Raw genomic sequence first — 16,566 nt, forward strand, 5'->3', positions numbered from 1 at the left:
GGGCGGGAGCGACGGGAACGGGCGGTGGGCCACCGGGGGTTCCGGTGGCCCACCGCCCGTTCGTCGTCCAGGGACTTACCCGTTCCCGGCGGCCAGCAGCCGGGCGAGTTCCAGCCGCTTGATCTTGGTGGTCGCGGTCTGCGGGAGATCGTCCAGTTTCCACTGCACCGGTTCGCCCATCGGCGGCAGGGTGGCCACCGCCCGTTTCCAGGCCACCGGGTCCAGCGGCCTGTCGTCCTTGGTGCACACCACGGGCACCGCCCTGCCGTCGGCGCCGGGGACGATGATGACCTCGGTGAGTTCCGCCAGTTTCCCGAAGAGCGTGTCCTCGGCGGCGAGCGTGCTGCCGAACCCCTCGATGAGGTCGACCTCGCGGTCCAGCAGGTGTACGCAACCCCACTTGGTGCGGTAGCCGACGTCACCCATCCGCCACCAGCCGTCCTTGGACACCTGGGCGTCGTAACGCTCCTGCTCGCCGAGGTAGGTGACGACACGTCCGTCACTGCGGACCTCGATGTGGCCCGGGTTCCGCTCGGACGGCGGGTTTCCGTCGCGGCTGACCACCCTGACTTCCGTCATGCCGGGGAAGGGAAGGCCGACGCAGCGGCCGTCGTCGTCCGGCGTGCGGCGCCGGCTGAAGCCGCGGACCACCGCCGGGCCCACCTCGCTCTGTCCGTAGAGCTGGCCGAAGAACGGCGATCGGCGCGTGGTGGCCCTGAGCAGGCGGTGCACGGTGCGCGGGTGGATCGCGTCGAAGGTGCTGCTGAACAGCTTGACGTTGGACAACGGCCCTCGCGGGTCGTCCGCCAGTTCCTCCCACGCCATGTAGGAGTTGGGGTGCGCTTCCAGGATGCCCGGCTTCACCCGGGCGAACAGGTCCCCGATGAGCTTCGGGTCCGACCCCCGCAGGACCACCAGCGGAAAGCCGCGGTACAGCGCGATGGCGAGCGCGGTGATGAGCCGGGAGTGCACGAAGGAGACGTGGATCGCGATGGTCTCGCGGCCCGGGACCAGCGGCCTGATGACGGAGGCCTGGGGGCGGTAGCGCGACTCCAGGCTGAAACCGGTGTGCACGGCCAGCTTGGGAGTGCCGGTGGTTCCCGACGTGTGGGTGATCAGTGTCGGATGGTCCGCGGGCATGATGACCGGGGTGACCCGTTCCGCCCCGGCCAGCGAGCGCAGTTCGACGGCGTCCCGGTAACTGCCGGAGGTGAGCACCACCCGCTCGGCGAGGTCGAAGACCTCGGCGGGCAGCTCGTTCTCCAGCTTGTCCTGGTCGGTGATCAGGAACGGCCGGTCGGTGCGGCGTACCAGTTCGGCGGCGGTCTCGCCGTCCAGTTTTGGCGACAGCAGCACGGGGACGGCACCGATACGGGTCGCCGCACAGGCCAGCAGGGTGATGTCGAAGCCGTCGGATTTGTAGACGACCACGCGCCCCCCGGGGCGCACCTTCGCGGCCCACAGCCGCGAGGCGATGTCGTCCACCAGGTCCGCCACCTCGGCGATGGTCGCCCGGCGGCCCAGTTCCGGGGCTATGTCGAGATCGTGGTCCAGGATGAGGACGTTCGCCCCGTGGCGGGAGGCGGCCCGCTCGAAAAGCCTCCCGAGTTGAATGCCCTGGTTTCCGATACGTTGAAGAAGCACCTGCCCGCCCTCTCAGCCGCAGCTACCTGATTTCGGCCATTGACATGGATGGTTCGGCCGGCACGCATCCGTGCCGGACCCGGCCCGGCGGCTCACTGCTTTTCGACGACGACCTTGATGCGCTCCAGGGTGACGGCGAGGTCGCCGGCGATCTTGTCGCCCCATTCCTCGAAGAACCGGCCCTTCCGGGTCTCGTCCATCTCCGAGGTGATCCCGACGATGCCCTCGGTGGCGGCGTCCATCCGGAAGTGGTGGACCAGCACACTGCCCCCGTCGGCCTCCCTGATGTCGAAGCCCCAGACGCTCTCCTGCTTCCGGCCCGCGCTGTCGCGCATCGCCCAGCGGAAGGTGCTGTCCGGCTCGGCGGTGACGACCTCGGAGAAGGTGGTCCAGGCTCCCCGGACGACGGGCGCCCAGGCGACGACTCCCGGGTCGCGGAGGTTCTCCCCCCGGAACACCGCGCCCGCCGTGGCCGGCTCGCCGGTGATCCACTCGCCGCCCTGGCATTCGGGACTCCACTCCCCACTGCGTGGGAGATCGCTGATCACCGAATAGATCTCCTGCGGCGTGGCCGAGATCTCGATCTCGGCTGCGGCGCGGAAAAGCGGCTGGTTCTCATTGGTGGTTTCGCCCATGGCAGGAATGGTGCAGAGCCGTCGCGGCACGGGTCAAAGGGCGGCTCACGGGTACGTCAAGTTGCACGGACCAGGCGTGGGCAAAGGCCTCTCACCGCCCGGCGGGGAGGTCCCGGGCGAAGTGGAGGGCGACGATCGCCATGCGCGCCGCGTGGTAGAAGCGGTGGGCACCGTGGTTGGAGACCCCCGAGTCGAGCTCGATACGGACGCATCCGGCTCGGCGCGCCCGGTCCTCCAGTTCGGCCATCAGCAGGCCGCCGATGCCGCCCGAGCGCGCCCCGGGGGCGGTGACCAGGTCGTCGACGAAGAGAATCCGCCCGCGACTGGTCGCCAGGACCCGGTGAGCGGCGACCGCGAGACAGCGGCCGCCTCCGTAGGCGGCGGTGAAGACGAGCCCCTGCGTGTGGGCTTCGGCGGCGAACTCCGCGAAGCCGGCGGGTGTCAGATCCGGCCTCAGGGCACGGATCAGCGGGGCGACGTCGGCGGTCATGGCCCAGTCGCCCGGCACTATGTCGGTCATGGTCGGTTCCACGGCGAGGACACTACGCACCGCGGGCCCGGCGCGGCGGTGATTCCCGGCCGTCCCTTCCCGCTGGAACGGAAAGAGGACTCCCGCGGTGACGGAAGGAACCGGCCCCCGCCGCCCCTCCGCGGACGGAGGAACGGCGGGGACCGGCACACCCGGTACGTACCCCGGGAGCGGCTCCTACCGGTGCGCGTACCAGCTCGCCGCCGGGAGAAGCTTCTCGTTGTAGTCGAAGAGTGCCTGGTTCTCCCACGCGTTGCCGGAGGACGGGTCGGCGGGGTCCCAGCCGCTGCCGGTGACGGCGGTCCAGCCGGGCTCCCAGTAGACGGCGCCCAGGCCCCGGCCGTTCGGGACCGCTTCGACGACGTTCAGCACGTCGCGGAAGTTGGCGGCCTGGCCGGCCGGGGTGGCGGGGTAGCCGGTGACGAGTTGGTCGGCGGTGGCGATGTTGTTCTCCAGGCCGTCCTTGTCGGCCAGGGTGTGGGCGTACGCGGTCTCGGCGACCAGGACCGGCTTGCCGTACCGGGAGGCCGCGTCGTCCAGGTTGGTCTGGAGGTCGGAGAGCGCGCCGTGCCAGTAGCCGTAGTACGAGAGGGCGATGACGTCGAACGGCACACCGTAGGCGACGGCGTTGTCGAACCACCAGCGGGTGCCCGCGTTGTCTCCGCCCTTGGCGAGGTGCAGGGCGACCTTGGTGCAGGAGGAGACGGCCTTGGCGGCGTTGGCGCCGGAGGTGAGGAGTCCGGCCAGCTGGGACCAGTTGTCCGTGGAGCCCTCGGGCCAGAGCATTCCGGCGTTGATCTCGTTGCCGATCTGGACCATGTCGGCGGTGGTGCCCTGCGCCTTGAGGGCGTTGAGCACGTCGTACGTGTGGTTGTACACGTCGGTCTTCAGCTGGGTGTAGCCGTGTCCGGCCCAGGCGGCGGGCTTGTTCTGCTTGCCGGGGTCGGCCCAGGCGTCGGAGTAGTGGAAGTCGACGAGGATCTTCATGCCGAGGGCCTTGGCCCGCTTGGCCATGGCGAGGACGTGGGCCTTGTCGTTGTAGCCGTCCGCCGGGTTCACCCACACCTTGAGACGTACGTAGTTCATGCCGGCGGAGTTGAGCAGGGCCAGGGCGTCACCCGCGGTGCCGCTCGCGTTGCGGTAGACGGCGCCGTGGGCCTCGTTCTTCGGGAGGGTGGAGAGGTCGCCGCCCTTGACGCTGAGGCCGGTGGTTCCGGAGGTGAAGGCGATGTCGTCGAAGTTGGCCCATTCCCCGGCGTGCGCGTCGGAGTTGAGGCTGATCGTGCAGGCGCCGCCGGTGACCTTGACGGAGGTCACCAGGCGTATCCAGGCACCGTTGGCGGTGGGCGGCAGGTCGGTGCGCTGTTCGGCGGAGCCGCAGTTGCGCAGGGCGATGTAGGCGGAGTTCTGGCCGCCGCTGGAGCGGACCCAGGCGCTGAGGGTGTACGTGCCGTTGGTCAGCCCGGAGAGGTACTGGTACGTCTCCACCTTGTAGGCGGAGGCCGACCAGTGGCTGAGCCTGGTGGAGCCCGCGTGGCCGCCGGCCTCCGTGAAGGAGGCGGCGCTCTGGCCGCCGGCGGAGTAGGCGGTCCAGCCGGTGGCGCCCGATTCGAAGCCGGCGTTGGTGACGGTGGCCGCCGCGTGGGCCGCCTGGGCGGGGAGCCCGGCGAGCATCAGCCCGCCGAGCGCGGTCAGCGCGGCGGCGGCTCTGCGTCCGCCGCGCGGGGTGCGGCGGACCGTTCCCGGTAGCGCTCTCGTGCCGTACAGCGCTCTTGCGAGCAGCGTCTTTCCGTACATCGTCGATGTCCCTTCGACCGTTGCGCGGGATACGGGGATGGTGCGGGGGGTTACGCGGTGCCGGTGGTACGTGGTGCGGATGGTGCTGGTGGCACGTGGTGCGGATGGTGCTGGTGGCACGTGGTGCTGGTGGTGCGTCCTCAGGCGTCGAGCCGTACGACGCGGACCGCGCCCGCCGGGACGGCGAGGTGTCCGGCGGCGGGCTCGCCGGTGAGGAGTTCGGTGCCGGGGGTGTCCAGCGGCACCTTGGTGTCGCCCCCGGTGTGGTTGATGACGAAGAGGTAGCTGCCCCTCTCCCCGGTGCGGCGGACCACCTCCACGTCGTGCGGGAGCGAGGTGCGCGGGGCGATCCGGGCGTCCGCGCAGGCGCGGTCCAGGACGGTGTCCAGGCCGGGGCCGGAGAGCCGGGTGGAGACGTACCAGGCGGTGCCGTCGCCGAGGCGGTTGCGGGTGACGGCGGGGCGTCCGGCGGCGACTCCGTCCGTGTACGACCAGACCGTCTCGGCGCCGCGCGGGACGACCACGTCCGACCAGAGGTCGCCGGTGAGCGCGGGGCCCTCGGGAGCGCCTTCCGGAGTGATGAGGCGGACGGTGTCCCCCTCGCCGAGCGGGGAGAACTCCTCGACGGTCAGCCCGAGGACGTCCCGCAGTACACCGGGGTAGTCGCCGGGGTGGACGTTGTCGTCGGCGTCCACGATGCCGGAGAAGTACGAGACGACGAGGGTGCCGCCGCCTTCGACGTATCGCCGCAGGTTCTCGCCCGCCTGCTCGGTGGCGAGGTAGAGGGCGGGTACGACGACCAGCGGGTAGGCCGAGAGGTCGGCCTCGGGGTGGGCGAAGTCCACGGTGAGGTGGCGGTCGTAGAGCGAGAGGTAGTACGCGTCGGCGCGCTCGCGGGCGTCGTGGTCCTGGCTCGGGCGCCACTCCAGGGACTGGGCCCACCAGGACTGCCAGTCCCAGACCATCGCGGCGTCGGCGACCGTGCGGGTGCCCCGGATCTCGTCGAGGAGACCGAGGTCCGCGCCGAGGCGGCTGACCTCGCGCCAGATCCGGGTGTCGGTGCCGCCGTGCGGAAGCATCGCGGAGTGGAACTTCTCGGCGCCGCCGCGGGACTGCCGCCACTGGAAGAACATCGCGCCGTCCGACCCGCGGGCCACGTGCGCGAGGCTGTTGCGGGCCATCTCGCCGGGGCGCTTCGCGGGGTTGCGGGGCTGCCAGTTGACGCCGCTGGTGGAGTGTTCGAGGAGCAGCCAGGGGGCGCCGCCCGCGACGGATCGGGTGAGGTCGGCGGCCATGGCGAGGTTGACATGGGTGCGGCGGCCGTCGGTGATCAGGTAGTGGTCGTTGGTGACGAGGTCGACCTCGCGGCCCCAGGCCCAGTAGTCGATGGAGTCGCACTGGCTGAGCGCGGTCATGAAGTTGGTGGTGACGGGGATGCCCGGGGCGAGCCGGTGCAGGATGTCGCGTTCGGCGGTGAAGTTCTCCCGCAGGGTGGCGTCGGCGAAGCGGCGGTAGTCCAGCTGCTGGGAGGGGTTGCCGACGGTGGGGGTGGTGCGCGGCGGGTCGATCTCGTCGAGGGTGCGGTAGCGCTGGCCCCAGAACGCGGTGCCCCAAGCCTTGTTCACGGCTTCCACCGAGCCGTGGCGGGCGGTGAGCCAACGCCGGAAGTGGGCGGCGCAGTTGTCGCAGTAGCAGGCGGAGACGGGTACGCCGTACTCGTTGTGGACGTGCCAGAGGGCGAGGGCGGGGTGGCCGGCGTAGCGACGGCCGAGCTCCTCGGTGATGCGGGCGGCGGCGGCGCGGTAGTCGGGGTTGCTGTGGCAGATGGCGCCGCGTGAGCCGAAGGCGTACCTGACCCCGTCGCGGTTCACCGGGAGCGCCTCGGGGTGGGCGCGGTAGAACCAGGCCGGCGGGACGACGGTCGGGGTGCCGAGGTCGACGCGGATGCCGCCCTCGTGGAGCAGGTCGATCACGCGGTCGAGCCAGCCGAAGTCGTGGACGCCGGGTTCGGGTTCGAGCAGCGCCCAGGAGAAGATCCCGATGCTGACCATGGTCACGCCGGCCTCGCGCATGAGCCGCACGTCCTCGGGCCAGATCTCCTCGGGCCACTGCTCCGGGTTGTAGTCGCCGCCGAAGGCGAGCCGGTCCAGACCTCGGGGAGCGGTGTGGGGCATGGGGGTCTCCTGGCGTTCTCGGCGGTGACGACGGTCGCCCGTCGCCGGGGCACGGCGACGGCCCGTCACCGGGCGGTACGGATACACCTCGACCGGACGGGCCTCCCGTGGGCAGCCACCCTGCGACGACGCCTCTCGGGACCCTTCTGTGCACGACTCTGGGAACGTGCACACCACCGGTCTGCGGTGTGGAGCCAAGATAACCGCACAGTTACAACCATTGACAAGTGTCGGTTCCGTTTCTCTACTGTGAACGCTCACAGCGCAGTTCCCGCGCTGCACCCTCGGTTCTCGTCAGGGGAAATCCATGAAGCACCGCAACGTCGCGTTGTCCACGGCCGTCGTCCTCGCCGCCTCCGCCCTCCTCTCCGGCTGCGGCTCGTCGGACGACGGAAAGGGGGACGCGCCCGCCGCCGCGGGTCCCGCCCAGCTCACGTACTGGTCCTGGGCGCCCGGCCTCGACAAGGTCGCGGACATCTGGAACAAGGGCGAGGGCAAGAAGGAAGGCATCACGGTCACGGTGAAGAAGCAGGCGTCGGGCGACGACCTGGTCACCAAGATCATCACCGCGGCCAAGGCGCACAAGGCCCCCGACCTGGTGCAGGCGGAGTACCAGGCACTGCCCACGCTGGTCTCCAACGACGTCCTCGCGGACATATCGAAGGAGGCGGGCGACGCCGAGAGCGCGTTCGCGGACGGGATATGGCAGCAGGCGACGCTGGGGACGGACGCCCTGTACGCGCTGCCGCAGGACTCCGGCCCGCTGATGTTCTACTACCGCGAGGACCTGTTCAAGAAGTACGGGCTGACGGTCCCGACCACCTGGGACGAGTTCGCCGAGACGGCCCGCGCGCTGAAGAAGAAGTCGCCGGACACCGACCTGACGACGTTCTCTTCGAACGACTCCGGACTCTTCGCGGGCCTCGCCCAGCAGGCCGGCGCGAAGTGGTGGACGACCTCCGACGAGTCCTGGAAGGTCGCCATCGACGACCCGGCCACGCAGAAGGTCGCCGACTTCTGGGGCGGCCTGGTGAAGGAGGGGGCGATCGACAACCAGCCGATGTACACCCCGGCCTGGAACAAGGCGCTCGACACCGGAAAGCAGATCGCCTGGGTCAGCGCGGTCTGGGCCCCCGGCACCCTGACCACGGCGGCGCCCGACACGGCGGGCAAGTGGGCCATGGCCCCGCTCCCCCAGTGGACGGCGGGCGAGAACGTCACCGGCAGCTGGGGCGGTTCCTCCACCGCCGTCACCAACGACTCGAAGAACAAGGGCGCGGCGGCGAAGTTCGCGAAGTGGCTGAACACCGACCCCGCCGCGCTCGCCGCGCTGGTGAAGGAGTCCGGCATCTACCCCGCCGCGACCGCCGCGCAGACCGGGGGCGCGCTCTCCGAGGCCCCGGCGTACTTCTCCAACCAGCCGGACTTCTACACCACGGCGGCGGAGATCGCGAAGGGCACCGCACCCGCGGCCTGGGGCCCCAACGTCAACGTCGCGTACACCGCCTTCAAGGACGAGTTCGCCAAGGCCGCCAAGGACAAGTCCGACTTCGGCGCGGCGCTGACCGCGATGCAGGACGCCACGGTCGCCGACCTGAAGAAGCAGGGCTTCGGAGTCTCCGAGTGACACGCGCACGCCGCAGGGGGTCGTACAGGGTCAAGAGCGCCCCGTACGGCTTCCTGGTCCCCGCCTCCCTGCTCTTCCTGCTCTTCTTCGCCCTGCCCATCGGCTACGCGCTCTATCTCAGCTTCCGCAGGACCGAGGTCAAGGGACTCGGCCTCGGCAAGGGCGCCCGCGACGAGGTCTGGGCCGGCGTCGCCAACTACACCGACGCCCTCTCCGACTCCGAGCTGCTGCACGGCGCGCTGCGCATCCTGGGCTACGGCCTGATCGTGGTGCCCGTGATGCTGGGCCTCGCGCTGCTGTTCGCGCTGCTGCTGGACACCGAGCGGGTCCGGCTGCGCGGCTTCACCCGGCTGGCGATCTTCCTGCCGTACGCCATCCCGGGTGTGGTGGCCGCCCTGATGTGGGGTTTCCTCTACCTGCCCGACGTCAGCCCGTTCTTCTGGGTGCTGGACCGGCTCGGGCTGCCTCAGCCGGACCTGATGGACGGCGGGCCGCTCTACGGCGCCCTCGCCAACATCGCGGTCTGGGGCGGCACCGGCTTCAACATGATCGTCATCTACACCTCCCTCCGGGCGATCCCCGCCGAGGTCTTCGAGGCGGCCCGGCTGGACGGCTGCTCGCAGTGGCAGACCGCCCTGCGGATCAAGATCCCGATGGTGGCGCCCTCGCTGGTGCTGACGTTCTTCTTCTCGATCATCGCCACGCTCCAGGTGTTCAGCGAGCCCACCACGCTCAAGCCGCTCACCAACTCCCTCTCCACCACCTGGAGTCCACTGATGAAGGTCTATCAGGACGCCTTCGTCAACAACGACATCTACGCGGCGGCGGCCCAGGCGGTCATCATCGCCGTCGCCACCCTCGCCCTGTCCTTCGGCTTCCTCAGGATGGCCAACTCCCGTAGCAAGCAGGGTGATGCACGATGAGCACGCAGACCCTCCCGGCCTCCGCCCCGACGTCCCGGGCCTCCCGGGCCTCCCGGGCCTCCCGGGCCGGCCGTGGCCCGCGGCGCTTCGCCGCGATCCCCACCGCGGCGCTGCTGCTGGGCGCCGTCTACTGCCTCCTGCCGGTGCTCTGGGTGGTCGTGGCGTCGACCAAGTCCGGCAGCGAGCTCTTCTCCACCTTCACCTTCCTGCCCGGCTCCGGATTCACGGACAACGTCGCCGACCTCTCTTCGTACCGCGACGGCGTCTACTGGAAGTGGATGGGCAACTCGGCCCTGTACGCCGGGGTGGGCGCCCTGCTCTCGACGTCGGTGTCGGCCGTCTCCGGGTACGCCCTGGCGGTGTACCGCTTCCGGGGCCGGGAGACGATCTTCAACATCCTGCTGGCGGGGGTGCTGATGCCGCCGGTGATCCTGGCGGTCCCGCAGTACCTGCTGATGGCGAAGGCCGACCTCACGGACTCGTACTTCTCGGTGCTGCTGCCCGTGATCCTCTCTCCGTACGGCGTCTACCTCGCCCGGATCTACGCGACGGCAGCCGTGCCGCCGGAGACGATCGAGGCGGGCCGGATGGACGGCGGGGGCGAGTGGCGGATCTTCCGCACGATCGCGCTGCCGATGATGATGCCGGGCCTGGTGACGGTGTTCCTGTTCCAGTTCGTCGCGATCTGGAACAACTTCCTGCTCCCGTACATCATGCTCAGCGACGACGAGAAGTTCCCGGTCACCCTCGGGCTCTTCACGCTGCTCCAGCAGGGCGCGAACACTCCGGCGCTCTATACGCTGGTGATCACCGGTGCGCTGCTGGCGATCGTCCCGCTGATCGCGCTCTTCCTGGTCGTCCAGCGGTTCTGGAGTCTCGACCTCCTCTCCGGCGCCGTAAAGTCCTGACCATGCCCTCCGGGGCCCGCCGGACCCGCCCCTTCGCCCGGGGCCCCGAAAACGAAAGAACACGCACCATGAGCCGCACTGAACCTCCCCCGCTCTCCGGGCAGCCCGGAAGGGGACGCCGCCGGCCGCCGACGATCCACGACGTGGCCCGCGAGGCGGGGGTGTCGCGCGGGACCGTCTCCCGGGTGCTGAACGGCGGCCACAACGTCAGCCCGTCCGCCCTCGAAGCGGTCAACTCGGCCATCCGCAAGACCGGTTACACGGTCAACCGGCATGCCCGGTCACTGATCACCGGCCGCTCCGACTCGGTGGCGTTCCTGCTGACGGAACCCCAGGAACGCTTCTTCGAGGACCCCAACTTCAATGTGCTGCTGCGGGGTTGCACGAGTGCGCTGGCCGCGCACGACGTCCCGCTGCTGCTGATGATCGCGGGTACGGAGGCCGAGCGACGCCGGAACATGCGCTACATCGCCGGCCACGTGGACGGCGTCCTGCTGGTCTCCAGCCACTCCGGCGACCCGGTGGTCGCCCAGCTCCACGAGGCCGGGGTGCCCGTGGTGACCTGCGGAAAGCCGCTCGGGCAGGGCTCGAAGGTCAGCTATGTGGCCGCCGACGACCGGGACGGCGCCCGCGACATGGTGCGGTACCTGTACGAGTCGGGGCGCCGCCGGATCGGTACGGTCAGCGGTCCGCTCGACACCCCGGGCGGCGTGGAGCGGCTGGCCGGGTACCGCGAGATGCTGGCCGAGTGCGGGCTGCCGGTGGACGAGAACCTGGTCGTCCCGGGCGACTACAGCCGGGCCGGCGGAGAGGCGGCGGCGACGCTGCTGCTGGAGCGCGCCCCTGACCTCGACGCGGTCTTCGTCGCCTCCGACCTGATGGCGCAGGGCGTGCTGACCTCGCTGGAACGGGCCGGGCGGCGGGTGCCCGAGAACATCGCGGTGGGCGGTTTCGACGACTCCCCGGCCGCGCTGGACTCCCGCCCGGCGCTGACCACCATCCGGCAGCCCTGGGACCGCATCAGCGCCGAGATGGTACGGGTGCTGCTGGCCCAGATCGGCGGTGAGGACCCGGCGGCGGTGATCCTCCCCACCGAACTGGTGCGGCGGGAGTCGGCGTAGGGGGCGGCGCCCCGGCAAGTGCTCGCCGTCAGTCGAGCACGTCGAGCGCCCGGTCCACGTCGGCCTCGGTGTTGTAGAGGTGGAAGGCGGCCCGCAGATTGCCCGCGCGGTCGGAGACGCTGACACCGGCCCGGCTCAACTCCGCCTGCCGCTTGCCCAGTCCGGGGGCGGCGACGATCGCCGACTCGCCCGGCACGGTGGGGTGCCCCAGGCGCGCCAGCCCCGCGCGGAAGCGGGCGGCGAGGCCGGTGGCGTGCGCGTACAGGGCGTCCGTTCCGACCTCCGCCAGCAGGGCGAGGGAGCGTTCCGCACCGTAGTAGGAGAGGAAGGCCGGCGCCGAGTCGAACCGCCGCGCGGAGAGCGCGAGTCGGTCGATCGGGCCGTAGGTGCTGTTCTCCGTGTCCTCGGCCGCGACCCATCCCACGTAGATCGGCTTCAACGACTCCTGCGCCTGTTCGGTCACCGTGAGGAACGAGGTGCCACGCGGGCAGAGCAGGAACTTGAACCCGCCGGTCACGGTGTAGTCGAACTCCCCGGCGTCGACGGCCAGCCAGCCCGCCGACTGCGTCGTGTCGAGCAGCACCCGGGCCCCGTGCGCGGTGGCGGCGGCCCGTACGGCGGCGAGATCGGCGACCCGGCCGTCGGAGGACTGCACGGCGGAGAGGGCGACCAGCGCGGTGGTGGGCCGCACCGCCCCGGCCAGCTCCGCGAGCGGGGCGTACGACACCCGCAGGTCCCTCCGGTGCGCGAAGGGGGCGACCACCGAACTGAACTCGCCCTCCGGACAGAGCACTTCGGCGTACGCGGGCAGCGAGGCCGCGATCAGCCCGACGTGCACCGCGACCGAGGTCCCGACGGCGACCCGGTCGGATCCGACTCCGGCCAGCCGGGCGAACCGGGCCCGCGCGGCGTCCACCACCTCGAAGTCCCCGGTCCCCACGGGTCCGCCCTCGGCGTTGGCCCGGGCCAGGTCGGTGATGGCGGCGACGGTGCGGCGGGGCAGCAGGCCCGCGAAGGCGGTGTTGAGGTAGGTGGTGGTGGGCGCGAACTCGTCGGCTGCGGCGCGCGCCGGCGAAGTTGTCTCGCCCGGCCCGGTCGTCCGGTTCAACGGGGTGGTCTCCATACGCTCCAGCCTGAGCCTCCTTCCTCCCGGCCGTCAACGAGACGGAGGGCGAATCACCGGGGCGACCCAGCACGACAACCCGCGTGTTCCGGCCGCCAGAGCGGTCCGTGGCCGGCGGAGAGCGTCCGCCTCCTCCGCCCGAGAGCTGGCCGATGGCCTCCACGCCATCGCCGACGCGTTGGATCAGCAGAACTGAGCAGCGGAACGCACGTCGTCAGCCACCCGACACGACCCGCACGCCGCGGTGGGGACGGGGCCGTGCCCCCGCCTGGGCCCCTTCCCCACCGCAACAGTGCCGTGCGCGGTCGTCAGGCGGAGGCGCCACCCGGCTGCGGGACCTCGCAGGCACCGTCGGCGTCGCAGGCCGCCGCGTCGTCGCCGAGCGGGGTGAGGGCGGTGACCTCGCGGTCCTTCCACGCCTGCTCCAGCGCCTGCGCGAACACCTCGGTGGGCTGGCCGCCGGAGATGCCGTACCGCCGGTCGAGGACGAAGAACGGGACGGCGTTGGCGCCGAGTTCGGACGCCTCGCGCTCGTCGGCGCGTACGTCGTCGGCGTACGCGGTCGGGTCGGCGAGCACCGCGCGGGCCTCGGCCTCGTCGAGACCGGCCTCGACGGCGATGTCGACCAGCACCGCGTCGTCGTAGACCGAGCGCTCCTCGGCGAAGTTGGCCCGGTAGGCGAGGGTCAGCAGCTCGTCCTGGAGCCCGCGCGCCTTGGCGAGGTGGAGCAGCCGGTGGATGTCGAAGGTGCTGCCGTGGTCGCGGCCCTCGCTGCGGTACCCGAGCCCCTCGGCCTGCGCGTTCGCGGCGACGGTGCCCTCCATCGCGAGGACCTCCTCGCGGGAGCGGCCGTACTTCTGCGCGAGCATGTCGGTGACCAGCGCGATGTCGTCCTTGGCGCGCCCCGGGTCCAGCTCGAAGGAGCGGTGCACCACCTCGACCTGGTCACGGTGGGCGAAGCCCGCCAGGCCCTTCTCGAAGCGGGCCTTCCCGATGTAGCACCAGGGGCAGGCGATGTCGCTCCAGATCTCGACGCGCATTCTCTCTTCTCTCCAGCTCTTCCCGTGAGGTAGCTCTCCCATGGCGGGAGCTCTTCCCTGGACGGGCTCGGTGACGCGCGCGGAGAGCCCTCCGCACCAGGGGGAACAACGCGGGACCGGCGGTGCGGATTCCCGGGTGGGGGCCGCCGTGGACATCGACACAGGTAGCGCGCTCCATGGACAGGGCCCGCAGTCGGGTGTGGCCCGCCGGAACGTCGACGGCGGGACTCACCCCTCCGCGCCCTGCGGGGCGACGGGGCGCCGACGCACCGAAGAGCACCGAGGGACGTTCAGGCTGGTCCACGGACGTTTCCCCCGCCCTCGTGATGCGCACCCTCTCCTCCTGCCCACGCTCCGGGACGCGCGATCATGAGCGGCATGGACGCCTCCTTTCTCGGAATCGACGATCTGACGGACACCCCGCCCGTAGCGGTCGTGGTCGACGTGATGCGCGCTTTCACGGTGGCCGCGTGGGCCTTCGCCCGGGGAGCCGAGAAGATCGTGCTCTCCGGGTCGCTGGAAGAGTCCCTGGTGCTCAAGGCACGGAACCCGGACTGGTTGACGCTGAAGGACGGCCCGCCCGCACCCGGGTTCGACGCCGTCAACTCGCCGGGCCTGCTGCGCTCCGTGGACCTCGGCGGGCGGACCGTGGTGCAGAAGACCACGGCGGGTACGGTCGGCGCCCTGGCGGTGAAGGACGCTCCGCTGGTGCTGTGCGCCGGCTTCGTGGTGGCGGAGGCGACGGCCGAGACCCTGCGGACCAGCGGGACCGGCAGCGTCACGTTCGTCGTCACCGGCGAGGGCGGAAAGGCCGACGAGGATCTCGCGTGCGCGCAGTACATAGCGGGGCGGGCCAATGGGGCAGGGAGGGACGCCGACGCGTTTCTCCGTCGGGGGGAGGAGTCCCTCGCCGCCACCGAGCTGAGGGAAGGGGTGCGCGAGGGAGTCCACCCCGATGACGTCGCTCTCTGCCTCGAACTCGACCGTTTCCCCTTCGCCATGGTGGCCGCCCAGGAGGACTCGCTCATGGTCCTGCGCCCGCACGCGGTGCCTGGGATCTGAGCCCGGGGGCGGTGGTTTCAGCCGTCGCCGAGAACGAGCCGCAGCACCAGGTGGCTGCCCTCGCGCCGGGTGTCCGGGTCGGCGGTCCAGCCGTGGTGGGCGTAGAAGGCCTGGGCGCGGGTGTTGGGGGCGAACACCTCCAGACGCGCGGTGCGGACACCGGTCCGTCGCCAGGCGTCGGTGCACGCGGTGTGGAGGGCGGTGCCCACGCCCGTACGCCACTGCGAGGGGTCCACGTGCAGCTGGGTGAGGGTGGTGCCGCCGTCGCGTACGGCGTGGCAGGCGACGCCCACCAGGACGCCGCCGCGTTCCGCGCAGAGGACCGTGGCGTGTTCGGCGTCCACGGCGCGCGCCCAGCCCGCGGCGGACCGGCCGACCTCCTCGGGGCCCGCGTACGCGTCGGGCGCGAGGTGCCCGCGGTAGTAGGTGGCGCGGGCCTCGGTGTGCAGGCGGACGATCGCGTCGAGGTCGGCGGGGTTGGCGGTGCGGATGAGGAGGGACATGCCGGAGGGGACGCGGGGGCGCGCGGGGGCGGTTCCGCGCGGGCGCGTACCGGCGTGGGCCATGGGCGCGCGGGGCCGCTCCGTACCACCCTGTGCCGGGAGAGCGCCGCACGTACAGTCCCGTGGATGAGAACCGGCACCGCCCAGACCCGTCTCGTCGTGCTGCGCGGGAATTCCGCCTCCGGGAAGTCGGCCGTCGCCGCCGGGGTGCGGGAGCGGTTCGGCCGGGGAGTGGCTCTGGTGGGTCAGGACAACCTGCGGCGGACCGTGCTGCGGGAGCGCGACCGGCCGGGGGCCGCGAACATCGGGCTGATCGACGCGGTGGTCCGGTACGCCCTCGACGCCGGGTTCCACGTCGTGCTGGAAGGCATCCTGTACGCCGACCACTACGGCGACATGCTGGCCCGGTTGCGTGCGGACCACCGCGGCCCGACGCACGGCTACTACCTGGACGTTCCGTTCGAGGAGACGCTGCGGCGGCACGCCACCAAGCCGATCGCCGAGGTGGTGGGGGCGGACGACCTGCGCTCCTGGTACCGCCCGCTCGATCTGCTGCCAGGGAGTACGGAGACCGTCGTCGGCGCGTCGAGCGCCCTCGCGGACACGGTGGACCGGGTGCTGCGGGAGACGGGTCTGGACCGGCTCCCGGCCGTGGACCGCTGAGCCGGAAGAGGTCTTACGGCTCCGAGCCGCGGCCACCGACGCGGGTACCGGCGGATCGGCCACCGACGCGGGTACCGGCGGACCGGGTACCGGCGGACCGGATGCCGCCCGGGATCACTGCCCCACCCGCCCGTCGACGCATTCGCGCAGCAGATCGGCGTGGCCGCAGTGGCGGGCGTACTCCTCGATGCGGTGCACCAGCAGCTCCCGGACCGCGATGCCGTCCTCGCCGAGGCGCTCCCCGAGATCGGCGTGGGCGGCCAATGCGGCATCGGTGGCGGCCTGTTCGCGGGCGAGGTCTGCGAACGCGCCGTCGACGAAGGCCTGTTCGGCGATGGCTCCGTCGAAGTCGCCGTCCCGCACGCCGTACAGCTTGGGCAGCGGATCGCCGTCGGTGATCCAGTTGCGCCAGTCGCGCTCCACCTCGGCGAGGTGCCGTACCAGGCCGAGCAGGGACATCGTCGACGGCGGGACGCTGCGGCGGGCCAGCTGCTCGGGACCGAGCCCCTCGCACTTCATCAGGAGGGTCAGACGGTAGTCCTTCAGGTAGTCCTGGAGGGTGGGCAGCTCACCGTCGGGGGCGCCCTCCCCGCTGTCGCGGGGGTCGTCGTCCGGATCGGCCCACATGTCGGGGTAGACGGTGGCCTGGGTCCATCGTTCGGGCTGATCGCTCATGAGCCGCATGATCGCCCATCCGGGACGGACCGGCCATCGCTTTTCGCACGGCGCCCCGATCGCTCAACTGTCCCTTCAGTGATGCCCGTTCACCTACGGGCGATACGGGACCGGCCCCTGCCCGCCGGACGGAGGCGGCGGG

General features: G+C 71.3%; 15 protein-coding genes. 6 read left to right on the forward strand and 9 right to left on the reverse strand.

Features of this window, described 5'->3' with window-relative positions; genetic code table 11:
- Positions 1 to 75: 75 nt before the first annotated feature.
- From ACWD3D_RS20210 to ACWD3D_RS20230, 5 genes are all read right to left on the reverse strand, one after another.
- Positions 76 to 1,644 (reverse strand): class I adenylate-forming enzyme family protein, encoded by a 1,569-nt coding sequence (locus ACWD3D_RS20210; protein ID WP_451462212.1) that lies wholly within the window; start codon positions 1,642 to 1,644, stop codon positions 76 to 78.
- Positions 1,645 to 1,736: 92 nt separating this feature from the next.
- Positions 1,737 to 2,279 carry an SRPBCC family protein gene (locus tag ACWD3D_RS20215; protein ID WP_451462213.1) on the reverse strand — a complete coding sequence of 181 codons (543 nt, stop codon included), beginning with the start codon at positions 2,277 to 2,279 and terminating at the stop codon, positions 1,737 to 1,739.
- Between the two features lie 91 nt (positions 2,280 to 2,370).
- Positions 2,371 to 2,799: a GNAT family N-acetyltransferase gene (locus ACWD3D_RS20220; protein ID WP_451462214.1), complete on the reverse strand. Its 429-nt coding sequence runs from the start codon at positions 2,797 to 2,799 to the stop codon at positions 2,371 to 2,373.
- 186 nt (positions 2,800 to 2,985) lie between these two features.
- Entirely contained in the window at positions 2,986 to 4,482 is a 1,497-nt protein-coding gene (locus ACWD3D_RS20225; protein ID WP_451462226.1) for a glycoside hydrolase family 53 protein, read from the reverse strand.
- A gap of 263 nt (positions 4,483 to 4,745) precedes the next feature.
- On the reverse strand, positions 4,746 to 6,779 hold the full coding sequence (locus tag ACWD3D_RS20230; RefSeq protein WP_451462215.1) for a beta-galactosidase: 2,034 nt from the start codon (positions 6,777 to 6,779) through the stop codon (positions 4,746 to 4,748).
- 307 nt (positions 6,780 to 7,086) lie between these two features.
- Here ACWD3D_RS20230 and ACWD3D_RS20235 point away from each other — a divergent pair, with 307 nt between their 5' ends.
- The 4 genes from ACWD3D_RS20235 to ACWD3D_RS20250 all read left to right on the forward strand — a co-directional run bounded on the left by ACWD3D_RS20235 (position 7,087) and on the right by ACWD3D_RS20250 (position 11,358).
- Entirely contained in the window at positions 7,087 to 8,406 is a 1,320-nt protein-coding gene (locus ACWD3D_RS20235) for an extracellular solute-binding protein (protein WP_451462216.1), read from the forward strand.
- Positions 8,403 to 9,329: a carbohydrate ABC transporter permease gene (locus ACWD3D_RS20240; RefSeq protein ID WP_451462217.1), complete on the forward strand. Its 927-nt coding sequence runs from the start codon at positions 8,403 to 8,405 to the stop codon at positions 9,327 to 9,329. Before ACWD3D_RS20235 ends, ACWD3D_RS20240 begins: the two co-directional genes overlap by 4 nt.
- Complete coding sequence (locus ACWD3D_RS20245; RefSeq protein ID WP_451462218.1) at positions 9,326 to 10,237, forward strand: carbohydrate ABC transporter permease; 912 nt, start codon at positions 9,326 to 9,328, stop codon at positions 10,235 to 10,237. Before ACWD3D_RS20240 ends, ACWD3D_RS20245 begins: the two co-directional genes overlap by 4 nt.
- Positions 10,238 to 10,305: 68 nt before the next feature.
- Positions 10,306 to 11,358, forward strand: a complete 1,053-nt coding sequence (locus ACWD3D_RS20250) for a LacI family DNA-binding transcriptional regulator (RefSeq protein ID WP_451462219.1) — start codon at positions 10,306 to 10,308, stop codon at positions 11,356 to 11,358.
- Between the two features lie 28 nt (positions 11,359 to 11,386).
- Here the strand turns inward: ACWD3D_RS20250 and ACWD3D_RS20255 are convergent, their stop codons facing one another.
- Both ACWD3D_RS20255 and ACWD3D_RS20260 read right to left on the reverse strand, forming a co-directional pair.
- A complete protein-coding gene (locus ACWD3D_RS20255) occupies positions 11,387 to 12,481 on the reverse strand; it encodes an aminotransferase class V-fold PLP-dependent enzyme (protein ID WP_451462220.1) in 1,095 nt (364 codons plus the stop codon).
- A gap of 308 nt (positions 12,482 to 12,789) precedes the next feature.
- Positions 12,790 to 13,521, reverse strand: coding sequence for a DsbA family oxidoreductase (locus ACWD3D_RS20260; RefSeq protein WP_451462221.1), 732 nt, complete (start codon positions 13,519 to 13,521; stop codon positions 12,790 to 12,792).
- A 378-nt stretch (positions 13,522 to 13,899) separates the two neighbouring features.
- Here ACWD3D_RS20260 and ACWD3D_RS20265 point away from each other — a divergent pair, with 378 nt between their 5' ends.
- Positions 13,900 to 14,583, forward strand: a complete 684-nt coding sequence (locus ACWD3D_RS20265) for a 2-phosphosulfolactate phosphatase (protein ID WP_451462222.1) — start codon at positions 13,900 to 13,902, stop codon at positions 14,581 to 14,583.
- Positions 14,584 to 14,600: 17 nt separating this feature from the next.
- On the opposite strand, the gene ACWD3D_RS20270 is transcribed toward ACWD3D_RS20265, so the two are convergent.
- Entirely contained in the window at positions 14,601 to 15,086 is a 486-nt protein-coding gene (locus ACWD3D_RS20270) for an N-acetyltransferase family protein (RefSeq protein ID WP_451462223.1), read from the reverse strand.
- 126 nt (positions 15,087 to 15,212) lie between these two features.
- Between ACWD3D_RS20270 and ACWD3D_RS20275 the strand changes: the two genes are divergently transcribed.
- A complete protein-coding gene (locus tag ACWD3D_RS20275; RefSeq protein WP_451462224.1) occupies positions 15,213 to 15,749 on the forward strand; it encodes an AAA family ATPase in 537 nt (178 codons plus the stop codon).
- Positions 15,750 to 15,863: 114 nt separating this feature from the next.
- Here the strand turns inward: ACWD3D_RS20275 and ACWD3D_RS20280 are convergent, their stop codons facing one another.
- On the reverse strand, positions 15,864 to 16,424 hold the full coding sequence (locus tag ACWD3D_RS20280; protein WP_451462225.1) for a mycothiol transferase: 561 nt from the start codon (positions 16,422 to 16,424) through the stop codon (positions 15,864 to 15,866).
- Positions 16,425 to 16,566 lie beyond the last annotated feature (142 nt).

Source organism: Streptomyces sp. NPDC002690 (genome assembly GCF_053592415.1).